19 protein-coding genes, 1 tRNA gene and 3 pseudogenes are annotated in these 23,867 nt (G+C 56.4%); 13 read left to right on the forward strand and 10 right to left on the reverse strand.

What is annotated here, in order from left to right:
• Nucleotides 1-25 precede the first annotated feature (25 nt).
• From rnpA to mnmE, 4 genes are all read left to right on the forward strand, one after another.
• Entirely contained in the window at nucleotides 26-436 is a 411-nt protein-coding gene (rnpA, locus tag PMI16_RS20645; protein WP_157212729.1) for a ribonuclease P protein component, read from the forward strand.
• Entirely contained in the window at nucleotides 436-705 is a 270-nt protein-coding gene (gene yidD, locus PMI16_RS25465; RefSeq protein ID WP_007883181.1) for a membrane protein insertion efficiency factor YidD, read from the forward strand. The genes rnpA and yidD overlap by 1 nt, the downstream gene beginning before the upstream one ends.
• Nucleotides 706-724: 19 nt before the next feature.
• Nucleotides 725-2,380 (forward strand): membrane protein insertase YidC, encoded by a 1,656-nt coding sequence (yidC, locus tag PMI16_RS20650; RefSeq protein WP_007883182.1) that lies wholly within the window; start codon nucleotides 725-727, stop codon nucleotides 2,378-2,380.
• Nucleotides 2,381-2,484: 104 nt separating this feature from the next.
• On the forward strand, nucleotides 2,485-3,891 hold the full coding sequence (mnmE, locus tag PMI16_RS20655; protein ID WP_007883183.1) for a tRNA uridine-5-carboxymethylaminomethyl(34) synthesis GTPase MnmE: 1,407 nt from the start codon (nucleotides 2,485-2,487) through the stop codon (nucleotides 3,889-3,891).
• Between the two features lie 233 nt (nucleotides 3,892-4,124).
• Here mnmE and PMI16_RS20660 read toward each other — a convergent pair whose 3' ends face one another.
• A complete protein-coding gene (locus PMI16_RS20660; RefSeq protein WP_007883184.1) occupies nucleotides 4,125-4,316 on the reverse strand; it encodes a hypothetical protein in 192 nt (63 codons plus the stop codon).
• A gap of 471 nt (nucleotides 4,317-4,787) precedes the next feature.
• Between PMI16_RS20660 and PMI16_RS20665 the strand changes: the two genes are divergently transcribed.
• Entirely contained in the window at nucleotides 4,788-5,384 is a 597-nt protein-coding gene (locus PMI16_RS20665; protein WP_007883185.1) for a nitroreductase family protein, read from the forward strand.
• A 77-nt stretch (nucleotides 5,385-5,461) separates the two neighbouring features.
• Nucleotides 5,462-5,538: transfer RNA gene (locus tag PMI16_RS20670), tRNA-Asp, on the forward strand.
• A gap of 297 nt (nucleotides 5,539-5,835) precedes the next feature.
• Here the strand turns inward: PMI16_RS20670 and fusA are convergent.
• Nucleotides 5,836-7,944: an elongation factor G gene (gene fusA / locus PMI16_RS20675; RefSeq protein WP_007883186.1), complete on the reverse strand. Its 2,109-nt coding sequence runs from the start codon at nucleotides 7,942-7,944 to the stop codon at nucleotides 5,836-5,838.
• 366 nt (nucleotides 7,945-8,310) lie between these two features.
• On the opposite strand from fusA, the gene PMI16_RS20680 reads away from it, so the two are divergent.
• Nucleotides 8,311-8,931 (forward strand): TetR/AcrR family transcriptional regulator, encoded by a 621-nt coding sequence (locus PMI16_RS20680; RefSeq protein WP_007883188.1) that lies wholly within the window; start codon nucleotides 8,311-8,313, stop codon nucleotides 8,929-8,931.
• 60 nt (nucleotides 8,932-8,991) lie between these two features.
• On the opposite strand, the gene PMI16_RS20685 is transcribed toward PMI16_RS20680, so the two are convergent.
• The 7 genes and pseudogenes from PMI16_RS20685 to PMI16_RS20710 form a co-directional block, all read right to left on the reverse strand.
• Nucleotides 8,992-9,918, reverse strand: coding sequence for a recombination-associated protein RdgC (locus PMI16_RS20685; protein ID WP_007883190.1), 927 nt, complete (start codon nucleotides 9,916-9,918; stop codon nucleotides 8,992-8,994).
• 159 nt (nucleotides 9,919-10,077) lie between these two features.
• Nucleotides 10,078-10,851, reverse strand: coding sequence for a fimbrial biogenesis chaperone (locus tag PMI16_RS20690; RefSeq protein WP_007883192.1), 774 nt, complete (start codon nucleotides 10,849-10,851; stop codon nucleotides 10,078-10,080).
• A 134-nt stretch (nucleotides 10,852-10,985) separates the two neighbouring features.
• Nucleotides 10,986-11,522 carry a fimbrial protein gene (locus tag PMI16_RS20695; protein WP_007883195.1) on the reverse strand — a complete coding sequence of 179 codons (537 nt, stop codon included), beginning with the start codon at nucleotides 11,520-11,522 and terminating at the stop codon, nucleotides 10,986-10,988.
• A gap of 548 nt (nucleotides 11,523-12,070) precedes the next feature.
• Nucleotides 12,071-12,862, reverse strand: a pseudogene (locus PMI16_RS20700) (DNA polymerase IV); the annotation flags it as partial.
• Between the two features lie 166 nt (nucleotides 12,863-13,028).
• Nucleotides 13,029-13,178, reverse strand: a pseudogene (locus PMI16_RS26075) (IS110 family transposase); the annotation flags it as partial.
• 365 nt (nucleotides 13,179-13,543) lie between these two features.
• Complete coding sequence (locus tag PMI16_RS20705) at nucleotides 13,544-15,253, reverse strand: thiamine pyrophosphate-binding protein (protein WP_007883200.1); 1,710 nt, start codon at nucleotides 15,251-15,253, stop codon at nucleotides 13,544-13,546.
• Nucleotides 15,254-15,482: 229 nt separating this feature from the next.
• Complete coding sequence (locus tag PMI16_RS20710) at nucleotides 15,483-16,376, reverse strand: helix-turn-helix domain-containing protein (protein ID WP_007883201.1); 894 nt, start codon at nucleotides 16,374-16,376, stop codon at nucleotides 15,483-15,485.
• A 648-nt stretch (nucleotides 16,377-17,024) separates the two neighbouring features.
• Between PMI16_RS20710 and PMI16_RS20715 the strand changes: the two genes are divergently transcribed.
• The 5 genes and pseudogenes from PMI16_RS20715 to PMI16_RS20730 all read left to right on the forward strand — a co-directional run.
• Nucleotides 17,025-17,345, forward strand: coding sequence for an NIPSNAP family protein (locus tag PMI16_RS20715; protein WP_007883204.1), 321 nt, complete (start codon nucleotides 17,025-17,027; stop codon nucleotides 17,343-17,345).
• A 140-nt stretch (nucleotides 17,346-17,485) separates the two neighbouring features.
• Nucleotides 17,486-18,787 carry an L-lactate permease gene (locus tag PMI16_RS20720; RefSeq protein WP_007883205.1) on the forward strand — a complete coding sequence of 434 codons (1,302 nt, stop codon included), beginning with the start codon at nucleotides 17,486-17,488 and terminating at the stop codon, nucleotides 18,785-18,787.
• Nucleotides 18,784-19,098, forward strand: coding sequence for an L-lactate permease (locus PMI16_RS26700; protein WP_007883216.1), 315 nt, complete (start codon nucleotides 18,784-18,786; stop codon nucleotides 19,096-19,098). The genes PMI16_RS20720 and PMI16_RS26700 overlap by 4 nt, the downstream gene beginning before the upstream one ends.
• A gap of 100 nt (nucleotides 19,099-19,198) precedes the next feature.
• On the forward strand, nucleotides 19,199-20,014 hold the full coding sequence (locus tag PMI16_RS20725; RefSeq protein ID WP_007883218.1) for an SDR family NAD(P)-dependent oxidoreductase: 816 nt from the start codon (nucleotides 19,199-19,201) through the stop codon (nucleotides 20,012-20,014).
• 237 nt (nucleotides 20,015-20,251) lie between these two features.
• Nucleotides 20,252-20,796 (forward strand): annotated as a pseudogene (locus PMI16_RS20730) (IS110 family transposase); the annotation flags it as partial.
• A 695-nt stretch (nucleotides 20,797-21,491) separates the two neighbouring features.
• Here PMI16_RS20730 and PMI16_RS26705 read toward each other — a convergent pair.
• On the reverse strand, nucleotides 21,492-21,623 hold the full coding sequence (locus tag PMI16_RS26705) for a hypothetical protein (protein ID WP_272942504.1): 132 nt from the start codon (nucleotides 21,621-21,623) through the stop codon (nucleotides 21,492-21,494).
• On the opposite strand from PMI16_RS26705, the gene PMI16_RS20735 reads away from it, so the two are divergent.
• Nucleotides 21,622-23,544 carry an InlB B-repeat-containing protein gene (locus PMI16_RS20735; protein ID WP_034381550.1) on the forward strand — a complete coding sequence of 641 codons (1,923 nt, stop codon included), beginning with the start codon at nucleotides 21,622-21,624 and terminating at the stop codon, nucleotides 23,542-23,544. The two genes, PMI16_RS26705 and PMI16_RS20735, sit on opposite strands and share 2 nt — an antisense overlap.
• Nucleotides 23,545-23,867 lie beyond the last annotated feature (323 nt).

A 23,867-nucleotide genomic window follows, 5' to 3' on the forward strand; every position in this document is an offset into this window, starting at 1 on the left:
GCCAGAATAGTGCGCTGCTGTTTGTGTGACAGGCGATTCTTCCTATCTCTACTCACGCGATCAGCGAATCGTTAAAACGGATGAGTTTTCATCCGTTTTTCGTTTGCGACCGGTGTATCGTACAGCGCATTTCGTACTGTATGCCCGCAACAACGACTTGCCGCTAGCCCGTCTGGGTGTCGTCGCCGCCAAACGCATGGCGCCGCGCGCGGTCACCCGGAACACGATCAAGCGCGTGACCCGCGAATTGTTCCGGCAAACGGCATTGGCATTGCCCCAGGTAGATTGCATTGTGCGTTTGTCGAAGCCGGTCAACAGCAAGAGCGGACCGGCGACCAACGCAAAACTGAAAGCGGAATTGCGCGAAGAGCTGTCACAGTTGTTCACCTTTTTGCTGAACGCGACAACCTTTGCCGGGAAGCCAGGAAATAAGTGATGAAAACGCCTTTACTCCTGCTGTTACGCGCCTACAAGCTGGGAGTCAGCCCCTATCTCGGGCAGAATTGCCGTTTTTATCCCAGCTGTTCGGACTATGCCGCAGAAGCCATTCGCCGCCACGGCGCATGGAAAGGCAGCGTGCTTGCCGGCAAACGCCTGTGCAAGTGCCATCCCTGGCATCCCGGCGGACTCGACCCCGTGCCTGAGTCCGCCGCTCCAGATTCTTCCTCTCCCACTGCGACCGCTGGCGGTTGCAGCCACTCCTGATTTATTGGTCAATACTCTTATGGATATCAAACGTACCGTCCTGTGGGTTGTGTTCTCGTTTTCCCTGTTGTTGCTCTGGGACAGCTGGCAACGCCATAACGGCAAGCCGTCGATGTTTTTCCCGACCGCTACCCAAGAGGCGACACCGGCAGCGGCCGGCGCTGACCCGTCCAAATCGCCTGTGCCGCAAGCCGTTGCCGGCGCCGCCGGTACTGCTGCAAGCGCGGCCGACGTGGCCGGCGGCCTGCCTGCCGCCAAGGGCGAGACCATCACCATCACGACCGACGTCGTCAAGGCCGACATCGACACCGTCGGCGGCGAACTCAAGCGCCTGGAACTGCTGAAGCACCGCGACACCGTCGACCCGACCAAGAACCTGGTCCTGTTCGACTCCAGCGCTGGTCATACCTATCTGGCCGAGTCCGGCCTGATCGGCGGTCAATTCCCGAACCACAAGTCGATCTTCACCGCCAAGCCGGGTGCACGCGCGCTGGACAACGGCAATGAAGTCCAACTGGTGCTGGAAGCGCAGGAAAACGGCGTCAAGCTGACCAAGACCTACACCTTCAAGCGCGGCGACTACGCCATCGACCTGAAGCACACCGTCACCAACGACAGCGCTGCCGCGATCAATCCTTCGCTGTACCTGCAACTGGTGCGCGACGGCAACAAGCCCGGCGGCGAATCGCATTTCTACAGCACCTTCACCGGTCCTGCGGTCTATACCGATGCCGAAAAATTCCAGAAGCTGACCTTCGAGAAAATCGAAGAAGGCAAGGAACAGCACGCCAACAAGGCCGATAACGGCTGGATCGCGCTGGTGCAGCACTATTTCGTGTCGGCGTTCATTCCGCCTGAAAAAGCGCAGCGCGACATCTTCACCAAGAAGATCGGCACCAACCTGTACGCAGTCGGCAACATCCTGCCGCTGGGCACGGTTGCTCCGGGCGCCAGCGTTACCATGGACGCGCGTCTGTATTCCGGTCCGCAAGAATCTTCCGTGTTGGAAAAGACCACGCCAGGTCTGGAGCTGGTCAAGGACTACGGCTGGCTGACCATCATCGCCAAGCCGATCTTCTGGCTGATGATCCACATCCATGCCTACGTCGGCAACTGGGGCTGGACCATCATCCTGCTGACCATGCTGATCAAGGCGGTGTTCTTCCCGTTGTCGGCCGCCAGCTATCGCAGCATGGCCAAGATGAAGGCCGTCACGCCGAAGATGACCGCGATCCGCGAGCGTCACAAGGGCGATCCGCAAGCCATGAACCGCGAAATGATGTCGCTGTACAAGACCGAGAAGATCAATCCGCTGGGCGGCTGTCTGCCGATCGTGATTCAGATCCCGGTGTTCATTTCGCTGTACTGGGTGCTGTTGGCCAGCGTTGAAATGCGCGGCGCGCCATGGCTGGGCTGGATCCACGATCTGACCGCACCCGACCCGTTCTACATCCTGCCGGTGCTGATGGCCGTGTCGATGTTCATCCAGACCAAGCTCAACCCGACGCCTCCGGATCCGGTGCAAGCCAAGGTCATGATGTTCATGCCTATCGTGTTCTCGGTGATGTTCTTCTTCTTCCCGTCCGGTCTTGTGCTGTACTGGGTCGTGAACAACGTCCTGTCGATCACGCAGCAATGGGTCATCACCAGAAAGCTGCAGGCAGGCAAGGCTTAACGACCTGCTTGTGAGTCACTTGTTAGTCGAAAAAGCCCGTGGCATGATTTTCACGGGCTTTTTTTCGCCTTTGTTTTCCTATTTTTTGAAAAGTAGTGCGCATCATGACTCTCGACACTTCTCCCATCGCCGCCATTGCCACCGCACCGGGACGCGGCGGCATCGGCGTGGTCCGTCTTTCGGGCAAGAATCTGTGGCCGGTGGTTCAGGCCGTCTGCGGCAAGGATGAAACTTCGCTGGCGCCGCGCCATGCCAGCTACCTGCCGTTCAGGCGCGCCGACGGCAGCGCCATCGACCAGGGCCTTGCGATCTATTTCAAGGCACCGCATTCCTACACCGGCGAAGACGTGCTGGAGCTGCAAGGTCACGGCGGACCGGTGGTCATGCAGATGCTGCTGGCGCGCTGCCTTGAAGCCGGCGCCGACATCGGCCTGCGCCTGGCGGAGCCGGGCGAGTTCACGCAGCGCGCCTTCCTCAACGACAAGCTCGATCTGGCGCAGGCCGAAGCGGTTGCCGACTTGATCGAGGCATCGACCGAAGCCGCCGCCAAGTCGGCTTCCGAATCGTTGTCGGGCGCCTTCTCCAAGGTCATTCACGATCTGGTGAACAAGGTCACCAACCTGCGCATGCTGGTGGAAGCGACGCTGGATTTCCCGGAAGAAGAAATCGACTTCCTCGAACAGTCCGACGCCCGCGGCCAGCTTGCCGCGATCCGCGCCACGCTCGACGACGTTTTCATGCACGCTTCGCAAGGCGCCTTGCTGCGCGACGGCCTCAATGTGGTCCTGGCCGGCAAGCCCAACGTCGGCAAGTCGTCGCTGCTCAACGTGCTGGCCGGCTCCGACGTCGCCATCGTCACGCCGATCGCCGGCACCACGCGCGACAAGGTCACCGAAACGATCCAGATCGAAGGCATGCCGCTCAATATCATCGACACCGCCGGCATCCGTGAAGCCGGCGACGACGGCAGCGGCCCCGACGAGGTCGAGCGCATCGGCATCGAGCGCACCTGGGGAGAAGTCGCCAAAGCCGACGTGATCCTGCACATGCTCGACGCCGATCACGGACCGACGCTGGAAGACGAAAAGATCACCGAGCGTTTTCCCGACGGTATTCCCGTCATTCGCATCTGGAACAAGATCGACCGTTCCGGCCACAAGCCGGCGGTCGACCAGATGTCCGACGCTACCCACATTTACCTGTCGGCGACCGATCATCTCGGCATCGAACTGCTGCGCGGCGAACTGCTGCGCATCGCCGGCTGGCAGCAGACGGTGGAGTCGCGCTATCTCGCGCGCGAACGCCATCTGATCGCCCTGAAGGCGGCACGCGAATATCTGGAAAGCGCCGCCATGCATGCTTCGGTCGACAATCAGGCCAGCGATAAATCGCTCGATCTGTTTGCGGAAGAATTGCGCCTGGCGCAGGAACGTTTAAGCAGCATCACCGGCAAGTTCACGCCGGACGATTTGCTGGGGGTGATCTTTTCACGCTTCTGTATCGGTAAATAATACGAGGTGAAATACAAAACGACCTGCGGGGGAGTATGTGAAACAAGATCCTGTAACGGATGTTACAGGGTGTAAAAACGGTAGAAGGGCGGGTGAGGGGGCGGTATCTTGAGCACTCCCTCCCCTCCAATTCATCACCCCCCTGAGGATTGGATTTAACCCGCGAGCCGCAAGGCCCGCGGGTTTTTTTATGCGTTGAAGGTGTGGCTTGCGTATTGTCCGGCGGTTCCGCTTCAGACTTCTTCGGTGCGGTCGTGCGGCGCGGTCTGGACGATTGCCGACGGCGGATACAACTGCATCGCGTTGTGCAATTTGCCGATGGCGCGGCACATGTCTTCAAAGCCGCTGGCTTCCACCTTCGATTTGAATTGATAGATGGTGCCGTCGATCCAGACTTCGCGCTCGGCTTCTCTGAGGATGTTCATGCTATGTCTCCGTCTGTTTCTTATGTGTCGGAATCTTAGCACGGCAAGCTTGAAACGCAAGCCGGTAGCCGGTTGCAGCGCAGTAGTTTCTTGTTGCAATGCCTTGACGATGCTTAGCAGGTTTTATTTGTACAGTCGCATGACGATCAATGTTTCTTGGAGGAAGTTGTCATGCGACGTCTTGGTTTATTCATCGGCGCCATTGCCTTGTTGTTTTCGTTGGGAGGCTGCGTTTGCGCGCCATGGTTGTGCGGCCCCGGCCCGGGCGGCTGGGATGGAGGCGGCGGTCCTCGTGGTGGTGGAGATGGCCCGGGAGGCCGCTAAAGTCGGCCTTCGCGCTGCACCCGGCGAGCGAAACTGCGTAACCCCGGGAGTGTTCCGAGAGCTTGCTCTGCAGGCGAGAAAAACACCTGCTAAGATGCCCGTCTGCTCGTTTTGCAGAGCAACATATCTCACTCATCTGGAGCCACAATGTCGCAAACCAATCCACGCGTTGCCGATCATCCCATCGATCCCCAATTTCTGAACCGCTGGTCGCCGCGCGCTTACACCGGCGCCGATATTTCCGAAGAAACCGTCCTGACCTTTCTGGAAGCAGCGCGCTGGGCGCCGTCGTCCTACAATTCGCAACCGTGGCGTTTCGTCTATGCCCGTCGCGGCACGCCGCAATGGGACGGCCTGCTGGGTTTGCTTAATGAATTCAATCGCGGCTGGGCGGAAAAGGCTTCGGTCCTGATCATCGTGCTGTCCAAGACCACTTTCACGCCGCCGGGTGCAAGCGCGCCGGTGCCTGCAACCACGCATTCCTTCGACACCGGTTCGGCCTGGGCCTACCTGGCGCTGCAAGCCAGCCTGTCGGGATGGCATGCGCACGGCATGGCCGGTTTCGACAAGGACAGGGCGCGCACCGAGCTGGGCGTCCCGGCCGACTTTTCGGTCGAAGCCGCGGTTGCGGTTGGCAAACTGGGGGATAAATCGATCCTGCCGGAAGGCATGCAAGCCCGCGAACTGCCGTCGCCGCGCGAGCCGCTGAGCAAATTGGCATTCGAAGGTAAATTTCAGGGTTAATTTGTAGAAAAGTACTGGAATTCCTGTGAAAGCTCCGCTATAATTGCGGTCTTTCAGCGAGACTGAAAACCAAATCTGGAGTGGTAGTTCAGTTGGTTAGAATACCGGCCTGTCACGCCGGGGGTCGCGGGTTCGAGCCCCGTCCGCTCCGCCAAAACACAAACGCCTGCTTAGTGGAAACTAAGCAGGCGTTTTTGTTTTTAAGCTCCTGATTCCATGCCCGAATCCATGCCCGAAGGGCATGTCTGACATCGGAGCGGAGTGAGCCGCCTGCACGGCTCACGGCGGCGCATTTTCTTATCCTGAAGGGGTTGCTTGCAAGCGAATCCGCGGCCTGCGGAACGTAGGCGAGCCCCTGATGCCCCACAAAAGTAAAAGCCCTGCTTAGTGCAACCAAGCAGGGCTTCTACGTCTTACAAAGAGCTAACGAAGTTTAGCGAACGGTCGAGCCTCACTTCCCCTTCCTCTCCGTAGTCAACTGCTCCACCACATGCCGCGGCGCCTCGGCATAATGCTTGAACTCCATCGTATAAGTCGCGCGCCCCTGCGTGGCCGAACGCAAGGAAGTCGAGTAGCCAAACATTTCCGACAGCGGCACTTCGGCCTTGATGATCTTGCCGCCGCCGCCGGCGATCTCATCCATGCCCTGCACCATGCCGCGACGCGACGACAGATCGCCCATCACGGTGCCGGCGTAGTCTTCCGGCGTTTCCACTTCGACCGCCATCATGGGCTCCAGCAGCACCGGGCTGGCCCGGCGCATGCCTTCCTTGAACGCCATCGAACCGGCCATGCGGAAGGCATTTTCGTTCGAGTCGACGTCATGATAAGAACCGAAGGTCAGCGTCGCGCGGATGTCGACCACCGGATAACCGGCCAGCACGCCGCTGCCCAGCGTTTCCTGAATGCCCTTGTCGACCGCCGGAATGAACTCGCGCGGCACCACGCCGCCCTTGATGGCGTCGACGAACTCGTAGCCCTTGCCGGGCGGCAGCGGCTCCAGCTTCAACACCACGTGGCCGTACTGGCCGCGCCCGCCGGATTGCTTGACGAATTTGCCTTCGACATCTTCCACGGTCGAGCGGATCGCTTCGCGATAAGCCACTTGCGGCTTGCCGACGGTGGCTTCGACGTTGAATTCGCGCTTCATGCGATCGACCAGGATTTCCAGATGCAACTCGCCCATGCCGGAAATAATGGTCTGGCCCGATTCTTCATCGGTGCGCACGCGGAACGACGGATCTTCCTGCGCCAGGCGATTCAGGGCGATGCCCATCTTCTCCTGATCGGCCTTGGTCTTCGGTTCCACCGCCTGCGAAATCACCGGCTCGGGGAAGACCATGCGTTCGAGGATGATCACGTGGTCCGGATCGCTCAGCGTGTCGCCCGTGGTGACGTCCTTCAGCCCGACCGCGGCTGCGATGTCGCCCGCATACACTTCCTTGATTTCCTTGCGTTCGTTCGCATGCATCTGCAGGATGCGGCCCAGGCGTTCCTTCTTGTCCTTGATCGGGTTGTAGACGGTGTCGCCCGAATTGACCGTGCCGGAATACACGCGGAAGAAAATCAGTTGGCCGACGAACGGGTCGGTCATGATCTTGAAGGCCAGCGCCGAGAATTTTTCGTCGTCGGCGGGATGGCGTTCAATCTCGTTGTCGTTCTCGTCGTGACCCTTGATCGCAGGCACGTCGACCGGCGACGGCAAATAATCGATCACGGCGTCGAGCATCGCCTGCACGCCCTTGTTCTTGAACGCGCTGCCGCACAACATCGGCACGATCTCGCCGGCGATGGTGCGCAGGCGCAGGCCGTGTTTGATGTCGGCTTCGGTCAGCGGCGTGCCGCTGAGATATTTCTCCAGCAGTTGTTCATTGGCTTCCGCTGCTTGCTCGATCATCTTGTCATGCCACTCGCGTGCGGTGTCTTCGAGTTCGGTCGGGATAGCCTGATACTCGAACTTGACGCCCTGGCTGGCTTCATCCCAGACGATGGCCTTCATCTTGACGAGGTCGATCACGCCCTGGAAATGATCCTCCGCACCGATCGGAATCTGGATCGGCACGGCGTTGCCCTTAAGACGTTCGCCGATTTGTTTCTGCACGCGGAAAAAGTCCGCGCCGACACGGTCCATCTTGTTGACGAAGGCCATGCGCGGAACGGCGTATTTGTTCGCCTGGCGCCACACGGTCTCGGATTGCGGCTGCACGCCGCCGACCGAGTCGTAGACCATGACTGCGCCGTCGAGCACGCGCATCGAGCGTTCGACCTCGATCGTGAAGTCGACGTGGCCCGGCGTGTCGATGATGTTGATGCGGTGTTCCGGATAGTTGCCGGCCATGCCTTTCCAGAAGGCGGTGGTGGCGGCGGAAGTGATCGTGATGCCGCGTTCCTGTTCCTGCTCCATCCAGTCCATGGTGGCGGCGCCGTCATGGACTTCACCGATCTTGTGGTTGACACCGGTATAAAACAGGATGCGCTCGGTGGTGGTGGTTTTACCGGCATCGATGTGCGCACTGATACCGATGTTTCGGTAATGTTCTATACGGGTCTTGCGGGTCATGACGTTTCCTTTCGCTGCATTTTCACTACGTCGTTGGATGAACCGGTAGAAAGCAATCGCGGCGGAGTCACATTATGCGCATATTTTGGCGCTGCATGTGATCCGACGATACTGGCTGAAAGTTTGGTTGAAGATGCAACTTTCCGTTCTTTCCGGTTCGGCTTCTTGCTTTCTTGACTGTAATTGTCTGCAATTGACTGTTAGACAAGGAAGCTTTCGCATCATCATAGTCAGTATTTATGTAATGCGTGTTACATAATAGTTTTTGACTCAAAATGCTGTCAAGGTATTTTTGTAATTCAAATTAAAGTAAGCTACACTGGTCGCAGAAAATCCACAGCACCGCGATCACGAAGGAGCATTCCGATGCAGCAAACAAGAGGGCGGCCGCGCAGTTTCGACCGAGACGAAGCGCTACGCCTGGCAATGCAGGTATTTTGGAGCAAGGGTTACGAAGGCACGACCATGGCCGATCTGACGACCGCCATCGGCGTCAAGGCGCCCAGTCTGTATGCGGCGTTCGGCGACAAGAATGCGCTGTTCCGCGAAGCTGTCGAGTTTTATTCCACGACCACCGCCGCCGCGCCGATGAACGCCCTGAAAGAAGGCCACGGCGTACGCGAGGACGTGTTCAATATGTTGCACGCGAGTATCGACGCCTTCGCCGGCAAGGGATGCATGGTGGTGACGTCGGCCATCAATTGCGCTCCGGAAAACAGCGCGCACGCCGAAGAGCTGCGCGCGCGCCGCCACAAAAAACGCCAGGCGCTGGACAAGCGCTTCCGCCAGGCGCAAACGCAGGGGGAACTCGCCGCCGATGTCGATATCGATGGCCTCAGCGATTTCTACACTGCCGTTTTGCATGGCCTGTCATTGAGCGCGCGCGACGGCGTCGGTTGCGAACGTCTGGCCAACACGATTTGTCACGCCATGAAAGCGCTCGACGCCGTGTTGATTGTGCCGAAGAAAAAACGTCCCGTGCAATAAAAAACGCCGGAAGATACAAGGATCTGCCGGCGTCTTTTTATGTTGTCGGGCGTGAAGCGATCAGGCCGCCAATGCCGCCGAGCCGTCGTTCTCGCGCAACTGGCCACCCAAGGCATCGACCAGATCGACCAGCATCTTGCTGACCTCGCCGGTCATCAGCATGAAGTCGCCGTCAAAGCGCTCATCATCATTCTTGTTCGTCACATCGTTGTCCTCTTTCAGCACATCAAGCGGTGCAATCTTCTTGACGCTCAGGTTCTCGGTCAGCACGAAAGACACGCGATCATTCCAGGTCAGCGCCAGGCGCGTGCACTGCTTGCCCGATTCGATATGGCGGCGCACGTCGTCCGGCTCCAGCGTGTGACGCACGAAACGCACGGTCGCCTTGCTGTCGCCGCTGGCGCGCAATTCGGTATCCTGATCGACGGTGAAGCCGCTCGGCGCTTCATCCGACGCCAGCCAGTCGGTCATCGACGACAAGGGCGAGCGCACGGTACGCAGCGTTTCAAGCGGAAATTTCGGGATCGCCTTCAACAGCAGTTTCAGGACTTCTTCCGCCTTGCCGGAGCTGCCGGCATCGACGATCAGCCAGCCATTGACCGGGTCGATCCAGGTCCAGGTGCTGCGCACGATGCTGAAGGCGCGCGGCAGCAATTCATCGGTGACCTGTTCCTTCAATTCCTTGGTCTGCTTGCGGCCCGGAGGGAAACCTTGCTGTTCTTCCAGTTCGGCGGCGCGCGCCTTGGTGACCTGGTTGACCACGGTGCTGGGCAGCAGCTTCTTTTCGGTGTCCAGCTTGAGCAGGAACTGGCGGTTGACGACATGCACCAGTTGTTCATTGCCGCGCGGGGAAACCCAGCCTTGCGATTGCATTTCCAGGCTGGGGCAAGCGGCAAACGATTGCGGCGCGAGATAGGATTCGAGCTGTTCGGCGCTGATGGCCCAAGGTGCAGGGAGGCGATAAATCTGAAGGTTCTTAAACCACATGGCGTTCGGGCAAAAGCGTCCATTTTACACGCAGCGGAGAGTTGGATTATCTTTCCTGCGCGATTTCTTGTCGCGCATTCCGGTCAAGTAATAACGTTTTGTTTGCCGCGAGGGAGTAAGGCGATGCGTGACCTGCTCTCCCTCTCCGTCAATGTCCTGTTACTGGACGATATCGCTGTTGACGTCGACCGATCCACCATAGTCATTGAGATAAGTGAAGCGGACTTTGGTGCCTTGCTGGGGCGCCTGGCTCACGTTTTTGAGGACGTAGCGGAATTGGCCATTCGGAGGCATCATGCCGCCTTCTTCATTGACGACCTTCGGTTCGGTCTCGGGCGTATCGCCGGGAGCGACAAAGGCCGCCCGGGTTACGCTGATGTGGTAAGGCGTCGGGTTTTTTCCTTCAAGAACATAAGAATTGCCATCGCGAATCAATTTCCATGTCACTTTCGGCGGAGCGGCGAACAGCGCGTCTTGACTATTAAGATTTTTCGGGCGGAAGAAAATTTTGATGCGCGTACGAAACGCCATCTGTACGTAGTTGGCGTCATTGGGATCGATGCCTTGTGGCCGTGGCGGCACTTCCAAAAGATTGAGATAAAAAATGGATTCGTGATCTTGCGGCAACGGAGCTTTATTGTAGATCATGCGCACGGTCTGGCCTTTGGCCGGATCGATGCGAAACAGCGGCGGCGTGAGCAGGAAAGGGACGTCTTCGGCTGCCGGCGTCGACTTGGGATCGCCTTTGTCAATCCACATTTGAACGAGGCCCGGACTTGCTCCCTCGTTGGTCATGCGCACGGTGACTTCGCGCTCGTCGGAAGGAAAGATTACACGGGTGCCGTTGATGACTACACTGGCCCATGCCGGGATGATCGAGATCGCAGCGATTATGGCGCAGGCGGCACGAAAAAACTTGAAACGGATACGCATATTTCCACCCTGTTGGTGTTGGAGATATTGATGATGAATAGGTACATAGAAGGCAATGAAGCCACGGAAGTGGCTTCATCGAGACTTGCTTGGACTAGCGAGCCGAAAACAGGAGCATCTCTGGTCCGGTATGTTTATTGATACTCAAGGCTGTAAGTCACGGACGTAGTGGTCGCACCGGAAGTCGCACCGCCTTGAGACACATACAGTGCGTAATAGACCGGATTGGCGGTGCCGTCAGCGGCGATAGGGAAGAACGCCGTATTTTGGCCGCCGGTCATTGCACCGATGTTGACCTTGCTGGTGCCTGCGGCATCGTTGAACAGACCGATCTGAACCTTCTGGGCGCCACCGGCAGCGACATTCAGACGACCAGTTGTGTAGTCGACGTTGGCGCCTGGTTCGAAGTAGAGACGAACGCCGCCGGAGGCTGGTGTGCAGTTTGTCAGCGTCAGAGGAACGCGTGTCGAACCGGCTTGGGAGCCGGCAACTGCCAGTGTCGAGGCCGATACCTTAGGCAGTGTCACGGTGAAGGTCGGTTGTCCGCCGTTGATTGTGCAAGTCTGATCGGTAATCTGGCCGCTGAAATTGATGGTGCCGTCGCTGGCGAAGGAAGCCATGGGCGCCAGTGCCGCAGCTGCCAGCAAGGAGGCGAGGATGGTTTTTTTCATGTGGTGTACTCCAAAAGAATGTAAAGACAGTGGGTTGTTGTGATCATCAAGATTTTCGGACGCGCGGAAACTTGTGTGATGCTGCGTTCCTTGCGTTCGGCGGCAATGATGCATTCCATTCCTTGCTCAAACCTCAATCACAGGACGCATGTTAGGGATGGGAAGTTAATAAAAATATAAGAAAATTCTCAAAAGGGGTGGCGTGTGATTTCATGAAACGCCAAGCTGACGATTACCTGACCCGAGAGGGAAAATGACCGAAATTTTTCTGGCTTCGCGCCTCAGGGAAAATTTCTCCTGCACGCCCTGACAGGGCGAAGACGACTTCACCGTGTCGTGTTGCCGAAGGCAAAAAAGAAGGAAGGGACGGCCCGTGTTCCATCGGAAAACGGAAAGCGGCAGTTAAGGTCGGCTTGCCGCAGACACGGATACCAGATTCATTGGATCATTGGAATTCTCGACGAGACAGGAGCGATGCGGAAGGCAAGCATCTCCGCCGCGCGCGAAGCGATGCATGGCAGCAGACTATCGGAATTCTTGCGCCATGCTCAAGCAGGATCGATGGGCGATTGTGCGACGAACAGGTCGCCCTGGATCTCTCCGGGATCTTGCGCTTCGGCGCCGGGGCGCGACAGCGCACCGACCCGGACGCCGAGCAACCTCAGTCTTTGTTCCAGCGGAACGCGGCGTAGACATTCGCCAGCAGCCTGACGAATCGTCGCCGCGGCGGAGGTCGGCTCCGGCAGCGTGACGTCGCGCGTGACGGTGGAAAAATCGGCGTAGCGCAACTTGATGCCGATGGTGCGCCCAAGATATCCCTTGCGGTGCAGGTCGTCGGCGACACGCTCACACAGCGCCGTGAAAATTCCCGACAGCTTCTCCCGGTCATGGCGTGCATGCAGGTCGCGTTCAAAGGTGGTTTCGCGGCTGATCGATTTCGGTTCCGAGCTGGTCGAGACCGGGCGGTCGTCGATGCCCTGCGCGACATTGCCGAGCCAGGCCGAATAGCTGCGACCGAAATGTTCCTGCAGCAGGCCGGCATCGGCCCGGGCAAGATCGCCGACGGTGACGATGCCGAGCGCCGTCAGTTTTTCTGCCGCCTTGGGGCCGATGCCATTGATCTTGCGCGCCGGCAGCGGCCATATCCGCGTCGGCACATCGTCCATCGTGAGGATGGTCAGGCCGTTGGGTTTTTCCAGATCCGAGCAAATCTTTGCCAGCAGTTTGTTGGGCGCGATGCCGATCGAGCACGACAGATTGGTGGCTTCGCGCACCGCTTCCTTGATCCGTGTCGCCAGTGCGCGGGTCTCTTCCGTGTGTTCGCTCAGGTCGATGTATATCCCATATGGCTACTTTATAGATACCAAAGTGAGTGGGAAATCTGGCTAGAGATGGCTACAGAAAAGGACTATCGGGATTTCATGTAGTCGGAATAAGATACAAAATTGGGTAGCAAAGTAAGAAAATCCTCCACAAGCCGTAAAAAACGAGTTGGCCAACCGTTTATCAAACAGACTCATCCGGTAAGTAATAACTATCCGGATGGCTCAGCAACACTTGAATGACACGTGCGTTCTTATTTGCCAGCGCAACGGCTGCCCGGTTATAACCTCGGTGTGCGATCAGCTCTTGTAGCCATCGGCTGCGCGCATCACTTTAGTGCCATACTTTGCGGAGCCGCCGCGATCCTATCCGTGTAACGGAAACACGCGCTTAGCTAGATCAATTCCAAGAATGTCGATATCCATGACAGACATCCACATCTAAATTGGATGAAACGCTAGTTTGATCCTATTGGTGGTGTCGGGGCCATCTCAGGAAATCAACATTTATAACGCGACAATGTTATTCCCCAGTTATTCCGGGGGGGCGGTGGAAGGGTTGAATGAAAGATATGTATCTGGAATTGGACTGTAGGGTATCGAGTCAGCTTGTCAGATTTTCTACAAAAAATCTGCAATATTCCGGCCGTCGCTCTGGTGACGCTGCTGTCACAGCGTCACCAAATCCGTTTGGCACGGTCAGTCCTGATGGTTCTTGCTGTCAGCACGTTCGGCCAGCGCTGTATTGCGTAGGCCGGACAGCGTTGCGCGCGGCGTCAGCATTTCCCGGTCGAGCCGGATCTCGATCAGATATGGCATCGAGGTGGAACTTGAAATATGCAAGGCCTTTTCCAGTGCTGCTTCAAATTGCTCGGTCTTGTCGATGGCGCAACCATCCAGACCAAATGATTTCGCATAGGCCACGAAGTCAGGATTGTTGAGGTCGGTCGCCATGACGCGGCCTGGATAATTCTTTTCCTGGTGCATGCGGATCGTCGCGTACATGCCATTGTTAAAGATCAGGAACACGATCCCCAACCGATGTAAGACCGCGGTTGCCAGCTCTTGCGAAGTCATCAGGAAGCAACCGTCACCGGCCAGGCAAATAACCTGTCGGGCCGGGAAGCATAGCTTGGCGGCGATCGCCGCCGGCACGCCGTAGCCCATGGCGCCGCTAGTCGGTGCCAACTGGCTCTTGGGTTGTGAAAACTGATAATAGCGATGCGCCCAGGCCGTGTAATTGCCGGCGCCGTTGGTCAGAATTGCATCCTGATTCAGAATGCGCTGCATCTGCTTAAATGCCTGCGCGGGATCGAAGTCGGTGCTGCGTTGAGGCGGTTCAATATAGGCTAGATAGTTGTCGCGGGCCTGTTGCTTCCAACCGTGCCAGGCTTGCGCATCCACGGAAGGCAAGCGCACTGCCATACGCGCAAAGGCGTTCATCGCAGACACAATCTTGACGTCGGTCTGATACACGCGTCCGAGCTCTTCCGCCGCCGGCATGACGTGTACCAGTTTCTGTCTTGGCCGCGGGATATCCAGCAACGTATAACCGCTGGTGACCATTTCACCGAGGCGCGAGCCGACCGCAATCAGTAGATCGGACTCGACAATCATTTTTGCCAGCGCCGGATTGACGCCGATGCCGACTTCGCCGACGTAGTTGGGATGACGGTTGTCGAACAGGTCCTGACGACGAAACGAGGCTGCCACGGGAAGGTTGTTCTGGGTGGCAAAGCGTTCCATGTTGCGCATGCCGTCCTGATCCCAATTGGATCCACCTAGGATCAGCATTGGCCGTTGCGCCTGCCGCAGCAGCAGTTGCATCTGCTGCAGAGGATCCGGATCGGGATAGGCCTGTACCGGTTCCACCTTATGGATTTCGCGCGGGAAGGTCGATTCGGTCAGCATATCTTCCGGCAAGGCAATCACCACCGGCCCGGGACGACCTGACATCGCCACCGCAAATGCCCGCGCCACATACTCACCCACGCGCGCTACATCGTCGAGCTGCGTTACCCATTTGGTGAATTGGCCGAACATGCGGCGATAGTCGATTTCCTGAAAGGCTTCGCGTTCGCACATGTCTCGTCCGACCTGACCGACAAACAGAATCATCGGCGTCGAATCCTGGAATGCGGTATGTACACCGATGCTGGCATTGGTGGCGCCGGGGCCGCGCGTGACAAAGCAGATGCCTGGCCTGCCGGTCAGTTTTCCGTAGGCTTCGGCCATGAACGATGCAGATCCTTCATGACGGCAGGAAATCACGCGAATCTCCTGTTGATGGTCGTAGAGGGCGTTGAGAACATCCAGATAGCTTTCTCCCGGAACGCAGAAAGTGGTATCGATTCCTTGCGCCAGTAGTGCATCGACCAGCAACTGGCCGCCGGTTTTCAGTTTTGACATGCTCGTCTCTTGTATGCCGGCGCACCGGCTGCTGTTGAATGATGGATTGAATGAAGTTCGGCGAGTTCGAGGCGTTGCGGGAACGTCGCTGATCACGGCGCGTGCACCCCCGTTGCATTTCGGCTCTCGACAGAATGAGGATACAAGTAGGCTCTGCGCGAGCGATAGGACTAATCCGCAGATTTGCTGTACTTCTTGGAGAAAATGGCGTGTGCGAGGGAGGCGCGGCTCAGGATAGCGGCGCGGAGAATTTCTTCTTGAATTCCCCCGGCGTCATCTGTACGTTTTTCTTGAAGAAACGGCAGAAATAGGCGAAGTCGTCGAAGTTGAGGCGATAGGAAATCTCGGCGATGCTCAGTTCCGACTGTGCCAGCAGGCGCTTGGCTTCCATCAGGATGCGGTCATGGATGAGCTGGGTGGCGGTGCGGCCGGTGGTGATCTTGACGGCGTCATTGAGCTTGCGGTCGGTGACAAATAGGCGCGCGGCATAGTCCTGCACCGAGCCGTATTCCAGATAATGCTGTTCGATTAGAAACTTGAAGCGCTTGGTCAGGCTGTAGCTGCGCGGCAACACTGCCCCGGCGCCATGTGGCTTGTGCAGGCGCCGCAGCTTGGTCAGCAGAATCTGCAGGAAAGAACGCACAACGTCGTAGCGCCAGCGCTGATCTCCTGCATTTTCCTTTTCGATTTCCTTGAGCAGCGGGTACAGCTCGTCATGTTCGGTCGGCGTGAGATAGAGCACCGGGTCGGTATTGGCGATGTGAAAGAATGGGAAATCCGCCAGCTCTTCGATACGCGGAAAAATCTGTAGAAAAAATTCCGGGCTGAAATTGATCGCATAGCCGCTGGCGTCAAATTCCGAATTCCATCCATGAATCTGCCCCGGTGAGATGAAGAAAACTGAGTGTGGAAGAATGCCGTAGTTGTCGAAATCCAGTACGTGATTGCCGCGCGCATTGCTCATCCACAGGATGTGATAGTAGCTGTGACGATGAAGGAACGGGCGCGGCAGTTCGTTGCGGCCCTCCAGCTTTACCAGGTCAAACACAAAATCGGCATGGGCTCCGCTGAAGTCGGAGACTTCGAAATTCGGTGTGTCGTCAGGAAAGTAGATATCTTTCATGGTGTCGCTTCAGGGTTCGCTCGATGCCGGAACAGACATCTCTCCGATAAGAAAACGAAGATGGGACGTAGCTGTGTGAATTCCGGGCGAAAAAAGAAAATGCGTCTCCGGTCTGGCAATGCAATGTCTCCGCTGCTTTGTTTTGATTGATGTCGGTCAGCTTGTTGTGCATAGGGCAGGTTGACGCTTCCATTCTTGGGAGAGATGGTCGCCACACCTGCCGGCAGTCATGGGAACAGCATATACAAGCGGGCGCAAAAAGAAAAGTGCAGTCGCTGCAGGTGTTACATGCACATCTCGGTTTCGGTAGAAAAATCCAATAGAAAAGAAATTTAGTCCTACCGTGCGTTTGCGCGGGCTGGTTAGCATCTGTTTCATGCTGATTCAGGCTGCGCATCCGGCTACTTGCCGATGGCCGGCGCCACGACTGCCATGGGATGCATCCCGTATCCCGCATGAATCGGCCTAGGTGTTCCGCAGTGCCGGTCGCTCCGTTTTTCGTGCGTGGACGGAGGAATGAAGATGCACTAGGCAGCGGGATAGGCCGAGACACAACCGAGGGGGTGCGCCGGACCTTGCGGCAGTCATGCGCTATGCGCTGTCCGGCTCTGCTCACATCAACTCATCGCATCATTCGAAAGGAAATTTATGTTACTCGACGTACGTACCTATACCGCACGCCCAGGCACTTTGAAGAAACATCTGGCGTTGTACGAAGAATATGGCTTCGATATCCAGCGCAAGCACCTGGGTGAGCCGCTGGCATATTTGGTTGCCGAGTCCGGCAAGCTCAATTGCTATACGCATATCTGGGTGTACCAGGATGCTGCCGACCGCAGTGAACGCCGCAACAACCTGCAGGCAGATCCAGCCTGGGCCGTCTATCTGGAGAAGAGCGCGAATGCCGCCTATCTGGTGTCGCAGGAAAACCAGCTGATGACGCCGGCCAAGTTTGCGCCACTGAAATAACGGCACGCGCTATTGCTCGCATGCGATGTCGACCGGTATGAGGCACTTCGTCATTTTCCTATCTATCAAGGACCAGCACAGCCATTGACACGCCCGCGCTTCGACGCAAAAAAAATAAATATCCAAATTGGAGGAGAACCATGTTTCAACAAATTTACGATCCGGTGAACGGATCGCTGTTCGTGTCTGCGCTCTGCGCAATGCTGCCGTTATTATCGATGTTCGTGATGCTCGGCTGGTTGAAAATTTCGCCGCACATCTCAGCTGTCATTTCCTTGCTGATCTGTGCGGTGGTGGCGGGATTTGTCTATGACATGCCATGGGCGACTGTCGCCAATGTCGGCGTCTACGGCGCGGTGTTCAGCGTACTGACCGTATTGTGGATCATCGTCAACGCCATCTGGCTGTACAACCTGACGGTACGCTCTGGTCACTTTGCCGTGCTGCGCGACAGCTTCGCACTGATCAGTGACGATCCGCGTATTCAAGCCATCTTGATCGCATTCAGTTTCGGCGCGCTGATCGAAGCGTTGGCCGGCGCTGGAACGCCGGTAGCGATTGCCGGTGCAATGTTGATAGCAATTGGTCTGCATCCTCTGAAGGCGGCGGTGATTGCACTGGTGGCCGATACCGCGCCGGTCGCGTTTGGGGCGCTGGCGGTGCCGATCACGACGCTGGCGCAGGTAACCGGATTACCGTTTGAGGATCTCGGTCATCATGTAGGGCGCCAGACGCCGGTGGTTGCCGCACTGGTGCCCTTGGTGCTGGTCTGGATCATGGACGGCAAGCGCGGCTTGCGTCAGACCTGGGTGGCAGCGATAGTGGCGGGTGTTGCATTCGGTGCGGCGCAGTGGATCAGCGCTAGCCATTTTTCGGTGGTGCTGGCCGACGTGGTCGGCGCATTGGCCTCCGCAGCCGCGATAGTGGTGTTGTTAAAATTCTGGCAGCCGGAAAAATTACCAGCAGATGCATTTCAGAACGATGTCACCAAAAAGTCGGAACATGTGGCGATCAGCCATTCACGCAGACAGCTTATGCTGGCTTACGCACCGTATCTGCTGATCATCGCGATCTTTACGGTGGCGCAGTTCGGCTTGGTGCAAACATGGCTGAGTACGGGTACCTTCAAGTTCGCATGGCCAGGGCTGTCGATTACGGCGCAGGACGGCAAGGCCATCGGTACTATGTTCACGCTCAATACTTTGTCGGCAGCCGGGTCTCTGCTGCTGCTGGCCGGAGTGATCAGTGCGATGACGCTGAAGATGTCAGCCGGTGCAGCGCTGGAGACTTATGGCAAGACGTTGGTACAGTTGCGTTGGGCAGTACCGACCGTGTTGTGCGTGATGGCGTTGGCGTTCATCATGAATTATTCCGGCCAGACGGCAACGCTGGACGGTGGCTGGCTGGCACCGGATCGGCATTTGCCTTCCTGTCGCCGGTGATCGGCTGGATCGGCGTGGCGGTAACAGGCTCGGATAATTCCGCTAATGCGCTGTTCGGTGCCTTGCAGGTGGCGGCGGCGCATGAGACCGGATTGTCGCCGACCTTGCTGGCGGCGGCCAATGCCTCTGGTGGCGTGCTGGGAAAAATGATTTCGCCGCAAAGTCTGGCAGTGGGAGCTGCGGCGGTCGGCATCATTGGGCAGGAAGGATTGATTTTTCGTAAAGTTGTGGGGTGGAGTCTGTTGTTTCTGCTGCTCATGTCGGTGCTGGTGTATTTGCAATCGACGCCCATGCTGTCGTGGATGTTGTAAGCGCAGTGTTGTAATGAAAGTTGGATTTTGGCGCAGTTGTTTTTAAACAGAGACCGTCGCTGCACAAGCGTGCGGCGGCCTCATCGGATTGGAGCAAGCAATGCAGGACTATCGAAAACTATTTGACCTGAGCGGTAAGACCGCCGTGGTGATTGGCGCCGCTTCCGGGATTGGCAAGGCATCGGCCGAAGCCATCGGCAGCCTCGGCGCGCAAGTCATTTGCGTGGATGCCGATCTGGCCGGCGCCGAAGTTACGGCGCAGGAAATCTCGGCCCTGGGCTTGGCACCGGCAAGTCCATTCAGGGTTGACGCTGCCAGCGGCACGGATATCGAAGCGTTGGCGCAGCATGCGCTGCAACAGCTCGGCAAGATCGACATCGCTGTCAGTACGCCGGCATTGAATATTCGTAAGCTGATCGTCGACTACACCGAAGAGGAATACGATCGCGTGATGAATCTCAACATGAAGGGTGCGTTCAATTTTTTCCGTAGTTTCGGTCGGCCGATGATGAAGCAGGGATACGGCAGCATCATTGCCTGCTCATCAATGCGTGCCGTCACCATCGAACCTGGACTTGGTGTCTACGCCGCATCTAAGGCCGGCATTGCGCAATTGGTGAAAGCCTTCGCAGCCGAGATGGGACCTTACGGCGTGCGTGTGAATGCGATCACGCCCAGCATCATCGAGACCAAGCTGACCGCGCCGCTGAAAGAGCGCGCCGACATTTTCAAGACCTATGCCGGACATACCGTACTGAACCGCTGGGGCCAGCCTTCCGAAGTTGGTGCCGCTGCAGCGTTTCTGGCGTCGGATGCTGCCAGCTATATTTCCGGCAGCTCAATGCTGGTGGATGGCGGTTGGACTGCCATCGACGGGCCGCCGACAGGATTGACGTCGACGCGCCCGTCTGAATAAATGGGAAATGTGGCAGTAAATCTTCATACGTAAAGCCAAAAAGTGGTTTTTCGGCTTACGTTGGGGGGATTATTTCACATACGTATAAAAATTTACTTCAGAGCACTGCGTCTAATCTATTCGCTTCGCTCCATCGAGTATCCGTTGGGAAAGTGTCTGAAGATCTACTGAGATGGCCCCGACACCACCAATAGGATCAAACTAGCGTTTCATCCAATTTAGATGTGGAGGTCTGTCATGGATATCGACATTCTTGGAATTGATCTGGCTAAGCGCGTGTTGCAGTTACACGGAGCGGATCGCGGCGGCCCCGCAAAGTATGGCGCTAAAGTGATGCGCGCAGAGCTGCTGGCTACCGTACGCAAGCTGGCGCCTCGAATTGTAGCCATGGAAGTGCGCAGTTCAGCCCATTGCTGGGGCCGGCGTTTCAAGGAACTAGGTATTGCAATCAGGTTGGTCAGCCCGCAATATGTCAGTCCCTTCGTCAAGACCAACAAGAATGATGCCAACGATGCTGCAGCTATCGTTGAAGCCGTTAGCCGACCGGCCATGCGCTTTGTGCCAGTTGACGGTTGAACAACAGACATGAGTGCCGTTCATCGCGTACGTGAATTGCGGGGCATCAACGTACAGCTTTGATCAACCAGGTCAGAGGCTTACTCGGCGAACGGAGCGTGATCATTGTATAGACGCCTTCAGTTTTCAATAGGCCGATCTCTCGTTTTGCGAAGTTTCTTGGAGTGATGACGAAACTGGTAAGACCGATACCCACAAACTTGCTTTCGATGCGGACTGGCTTCAGGGACAAGCCGATGATTTGCTAAGGAATGGGTGCGCGGATCTCATCAAGGCTGTGGGCACGTATTTGACATTAGCCCATGAGCAAGCCAGATACATACACGCACACTGTCACAAGTTGAAAAAAGAACTTGCAAAAAGTATCGGGTCCATACGTGCATCAAGAACTGATAATCATCTAGCGGTCATCCCTCGGCAAGCGCGAGCAGTAAAGTTATGGTGCAAATTACTCAGGAAAACGGCGATGCTCTATCTTGCGCGAGCATAGACCATCATTCGAACAACTGGTTCACTAAAAAGACCCGATTCAACATCTGCTGAATCGGGTCTTTTTAGTGAATCACTCAGGTTTTCAGCTCATTGGCTTTATCTATCAATTTATCGTCGCAAGGATAATGGAGCCAAGTCTGGTGCTTGAGCAGTGTGCAGCTACACATACTTGACAGTCATTGTTATTAGTTGCAATATGCCACTAAGTTGGTGAGTCATTATCAATGAAATACACCCTATCTGTTGTTACCGTTGATGCTGTTCTGCTGACGCTTTGTCAAGTTTAGGCCATTACCGTCGGATAGCTGCGTAGTGGTCGGTGACGACCCTATGCGAACTCTCGGGACATGAAGCGAGGACGTGTTTGGAGAAATGTTTCACGGCAACATGCATGGTTCGTCGTGCAGCGTCACAAACATTCGTCGAGGTGCCCTGTGTCTGGCTTGTAGCGAGCTGCCTTGACGCGATGCGAGAGAACTGCGCCAAACTCTTCTCGCACCATCAGCAGATCGTCTTGGCGCTGACGCTTGGAGAACTTCATGCAACAGATTCCAACACTTTCCCTCTTTTCCTCCGTTCAATCCAATTTGCCTCTCGTTGAAGCCGATCGCGATCCCGCTGTCTTCGGATCTAGCGTCGGTTCTCCTGCGGGAAGTGCCAAATTGGCCTCTGCCACCCTTGAGACCTTGTTTCAGGGGCTCATTTCGCAAACCACAACAACACTCTTGATCGAAACACTGGATGCCCAGCGTATCGAGTTGGAGACTACGTGTATCGAGCCCTATGGCTCTGATGGTTTGCTATGGCGAGGAATTTCTCCTTTGTTTCCCGGGGTCGAAGCACACCTTTCGATAGTGTCGGACGCTCGTCGGCCCGAACATTGGCAAGTGTCCGGACGTCTTTTTCTGGCCGATGGGACACGGATGTTGATTCAGCCGGGTGGCGAGGGATATGCATACCTGTCGATTATGACGAACCCACGCAGGGAAATGTTTGCTAATGTGCGCCCCATCGTACAGCTTGATGGCGGACACCCGGCAGCTCACCGGCAGTCCAGCGTAGCGTCATCTGATATAGATGCAATGACAGCCATTATCCGGATAATGCCTGCCTATCCCCCCAGTACACTTAAAGTACTTGGCAACGACATGGCAGCCCTGAAGGCGACTATTGGTGACTGGCAGAATTTAACCAACAGGATCATGCAAAACAGTGGCATCAATGCCCGTATAGAAATGTACGATACGCTCTTGGAGTTGCCGGAGCCCAAAACCAACAAGGTGAGTGAACTCCTTGCAGAAACTTTGGCGGCTAGGCCCGGCTTCCCTCCCTATGATAATCGGGGCAAAGGATCGTTGTGGGACATCGTTCGGCAGCATCGTGACAGCAGTCAATCCGATATCGTACTGTTGCTGGCTGCGGACTGGACGGATAATAGTGTCATCGGCGAAGCGGGAAGCATTCCCTTACCGCCTCGTGTCGATAAAGCGGATGACCTTGAACAATGTACGCTGTGTTTCTGCCCTCAGAAAGCCGGTAGCCTAGAAATTGGACAGGTATTCGCCCATGAGCTTGGCCACCTTTTGGGGGGCTCCCATGACCTCGAAACGCTGATGCAAACAGGGATGCATTATGATGACCTTCCCATGTTCGATTATGTCTGCGGCTATCAGGCGGAAGACAGGTCCTTCATGACCATCATGGGTTACCCTCGTGAAGAGGAAGTCTGGATTCCGTATTATTCCGATTCGGATCAGACTTGGCTTAACCCGAAGACCGGCAAGCGCGAACCGGTGGGCATTCCGGTCGGGAAACCCAATGCCGCTGATGCTGCAGCCTTTTTTAGGGAGAGTACCCAGACGGTTGCCCAGTATCGTAATCGCGACAGAGCGCAAGCCGATTCTTATGCTCTTTCAATGGATGTCGAGCCCCCTTTGGGCGGCACCGTCCTACCGTCAACGTGGGGTCCCTATCCTCAGGGCTCGGTGCAAACGGTTCGGGCCCTCCCACGCGCCGGCTATACGTTCGATCAGTGGGAACTGGATGGACATCCCGCCGGTTCGACGCAACCGCTATCCTTTCATATGTACAGTGACCATCGGGTGGTTGCGCATTTCACTGAAAGCGCGACGCGCCCCCGCCTCAGCATTGCTGTTGTTGCTGATGGCCTTCAGGATAAAGTGGCGATGTCAGTCAATGTCATAGACAGGGACCCGAAAAACAATATTTCCGGGCCAAGCTATCCTTTTGGGACGGAGATCCATATCGACTGTAATGCTGGAGCCTCGATTCTGGAGAAATACACTTTTTCCGGCTGGCAAATCAACGGCAATCCGAGTTTGATAAAAGGCTACGAGGGGCATCATTATCTAGGGAGCACAGATGTATATGATTATTTTTTTCGGCTAGTGGTGCGGATGGAGCAGGACATCAAGGCTGAAGCTGTTTTCGAGAAAAAATGATTGTCTGGGCAGCTTCGCTGCCAGGGTGCAGAGAATAGTAATGCTTCCCTTGATCCATATGGGTGACTGGTGCGATTCACGCAACCATACACTGACGACTAATTGGTGGCCCACGTTTAGAACATAATTCTGCTTATGAGGAGCATAAGCAGGAGATTGAAGTGATCGACGTGGCGCTACTAAGAATAATTCGACGCTGACACCTTCTCGAGTAGGTCCCATTGAGGAGGATCGCCAGACGTTTGGGCATCTCACGAAACACCGTCAGACGGTACATTCGTGCTGAAGCCATTGAAACACGTAAGCAACGTCGTACCTTGCTC

The organism is Herbaspirillum sp. CF444 (assembly GCF_000282135.1).
Taxonomy (GTDB): Bacteria; Pseudomonadota; Gammaproteobacteria; order Burkholderiales; family Burkholderiaceae_D; genus Herbaspirillum.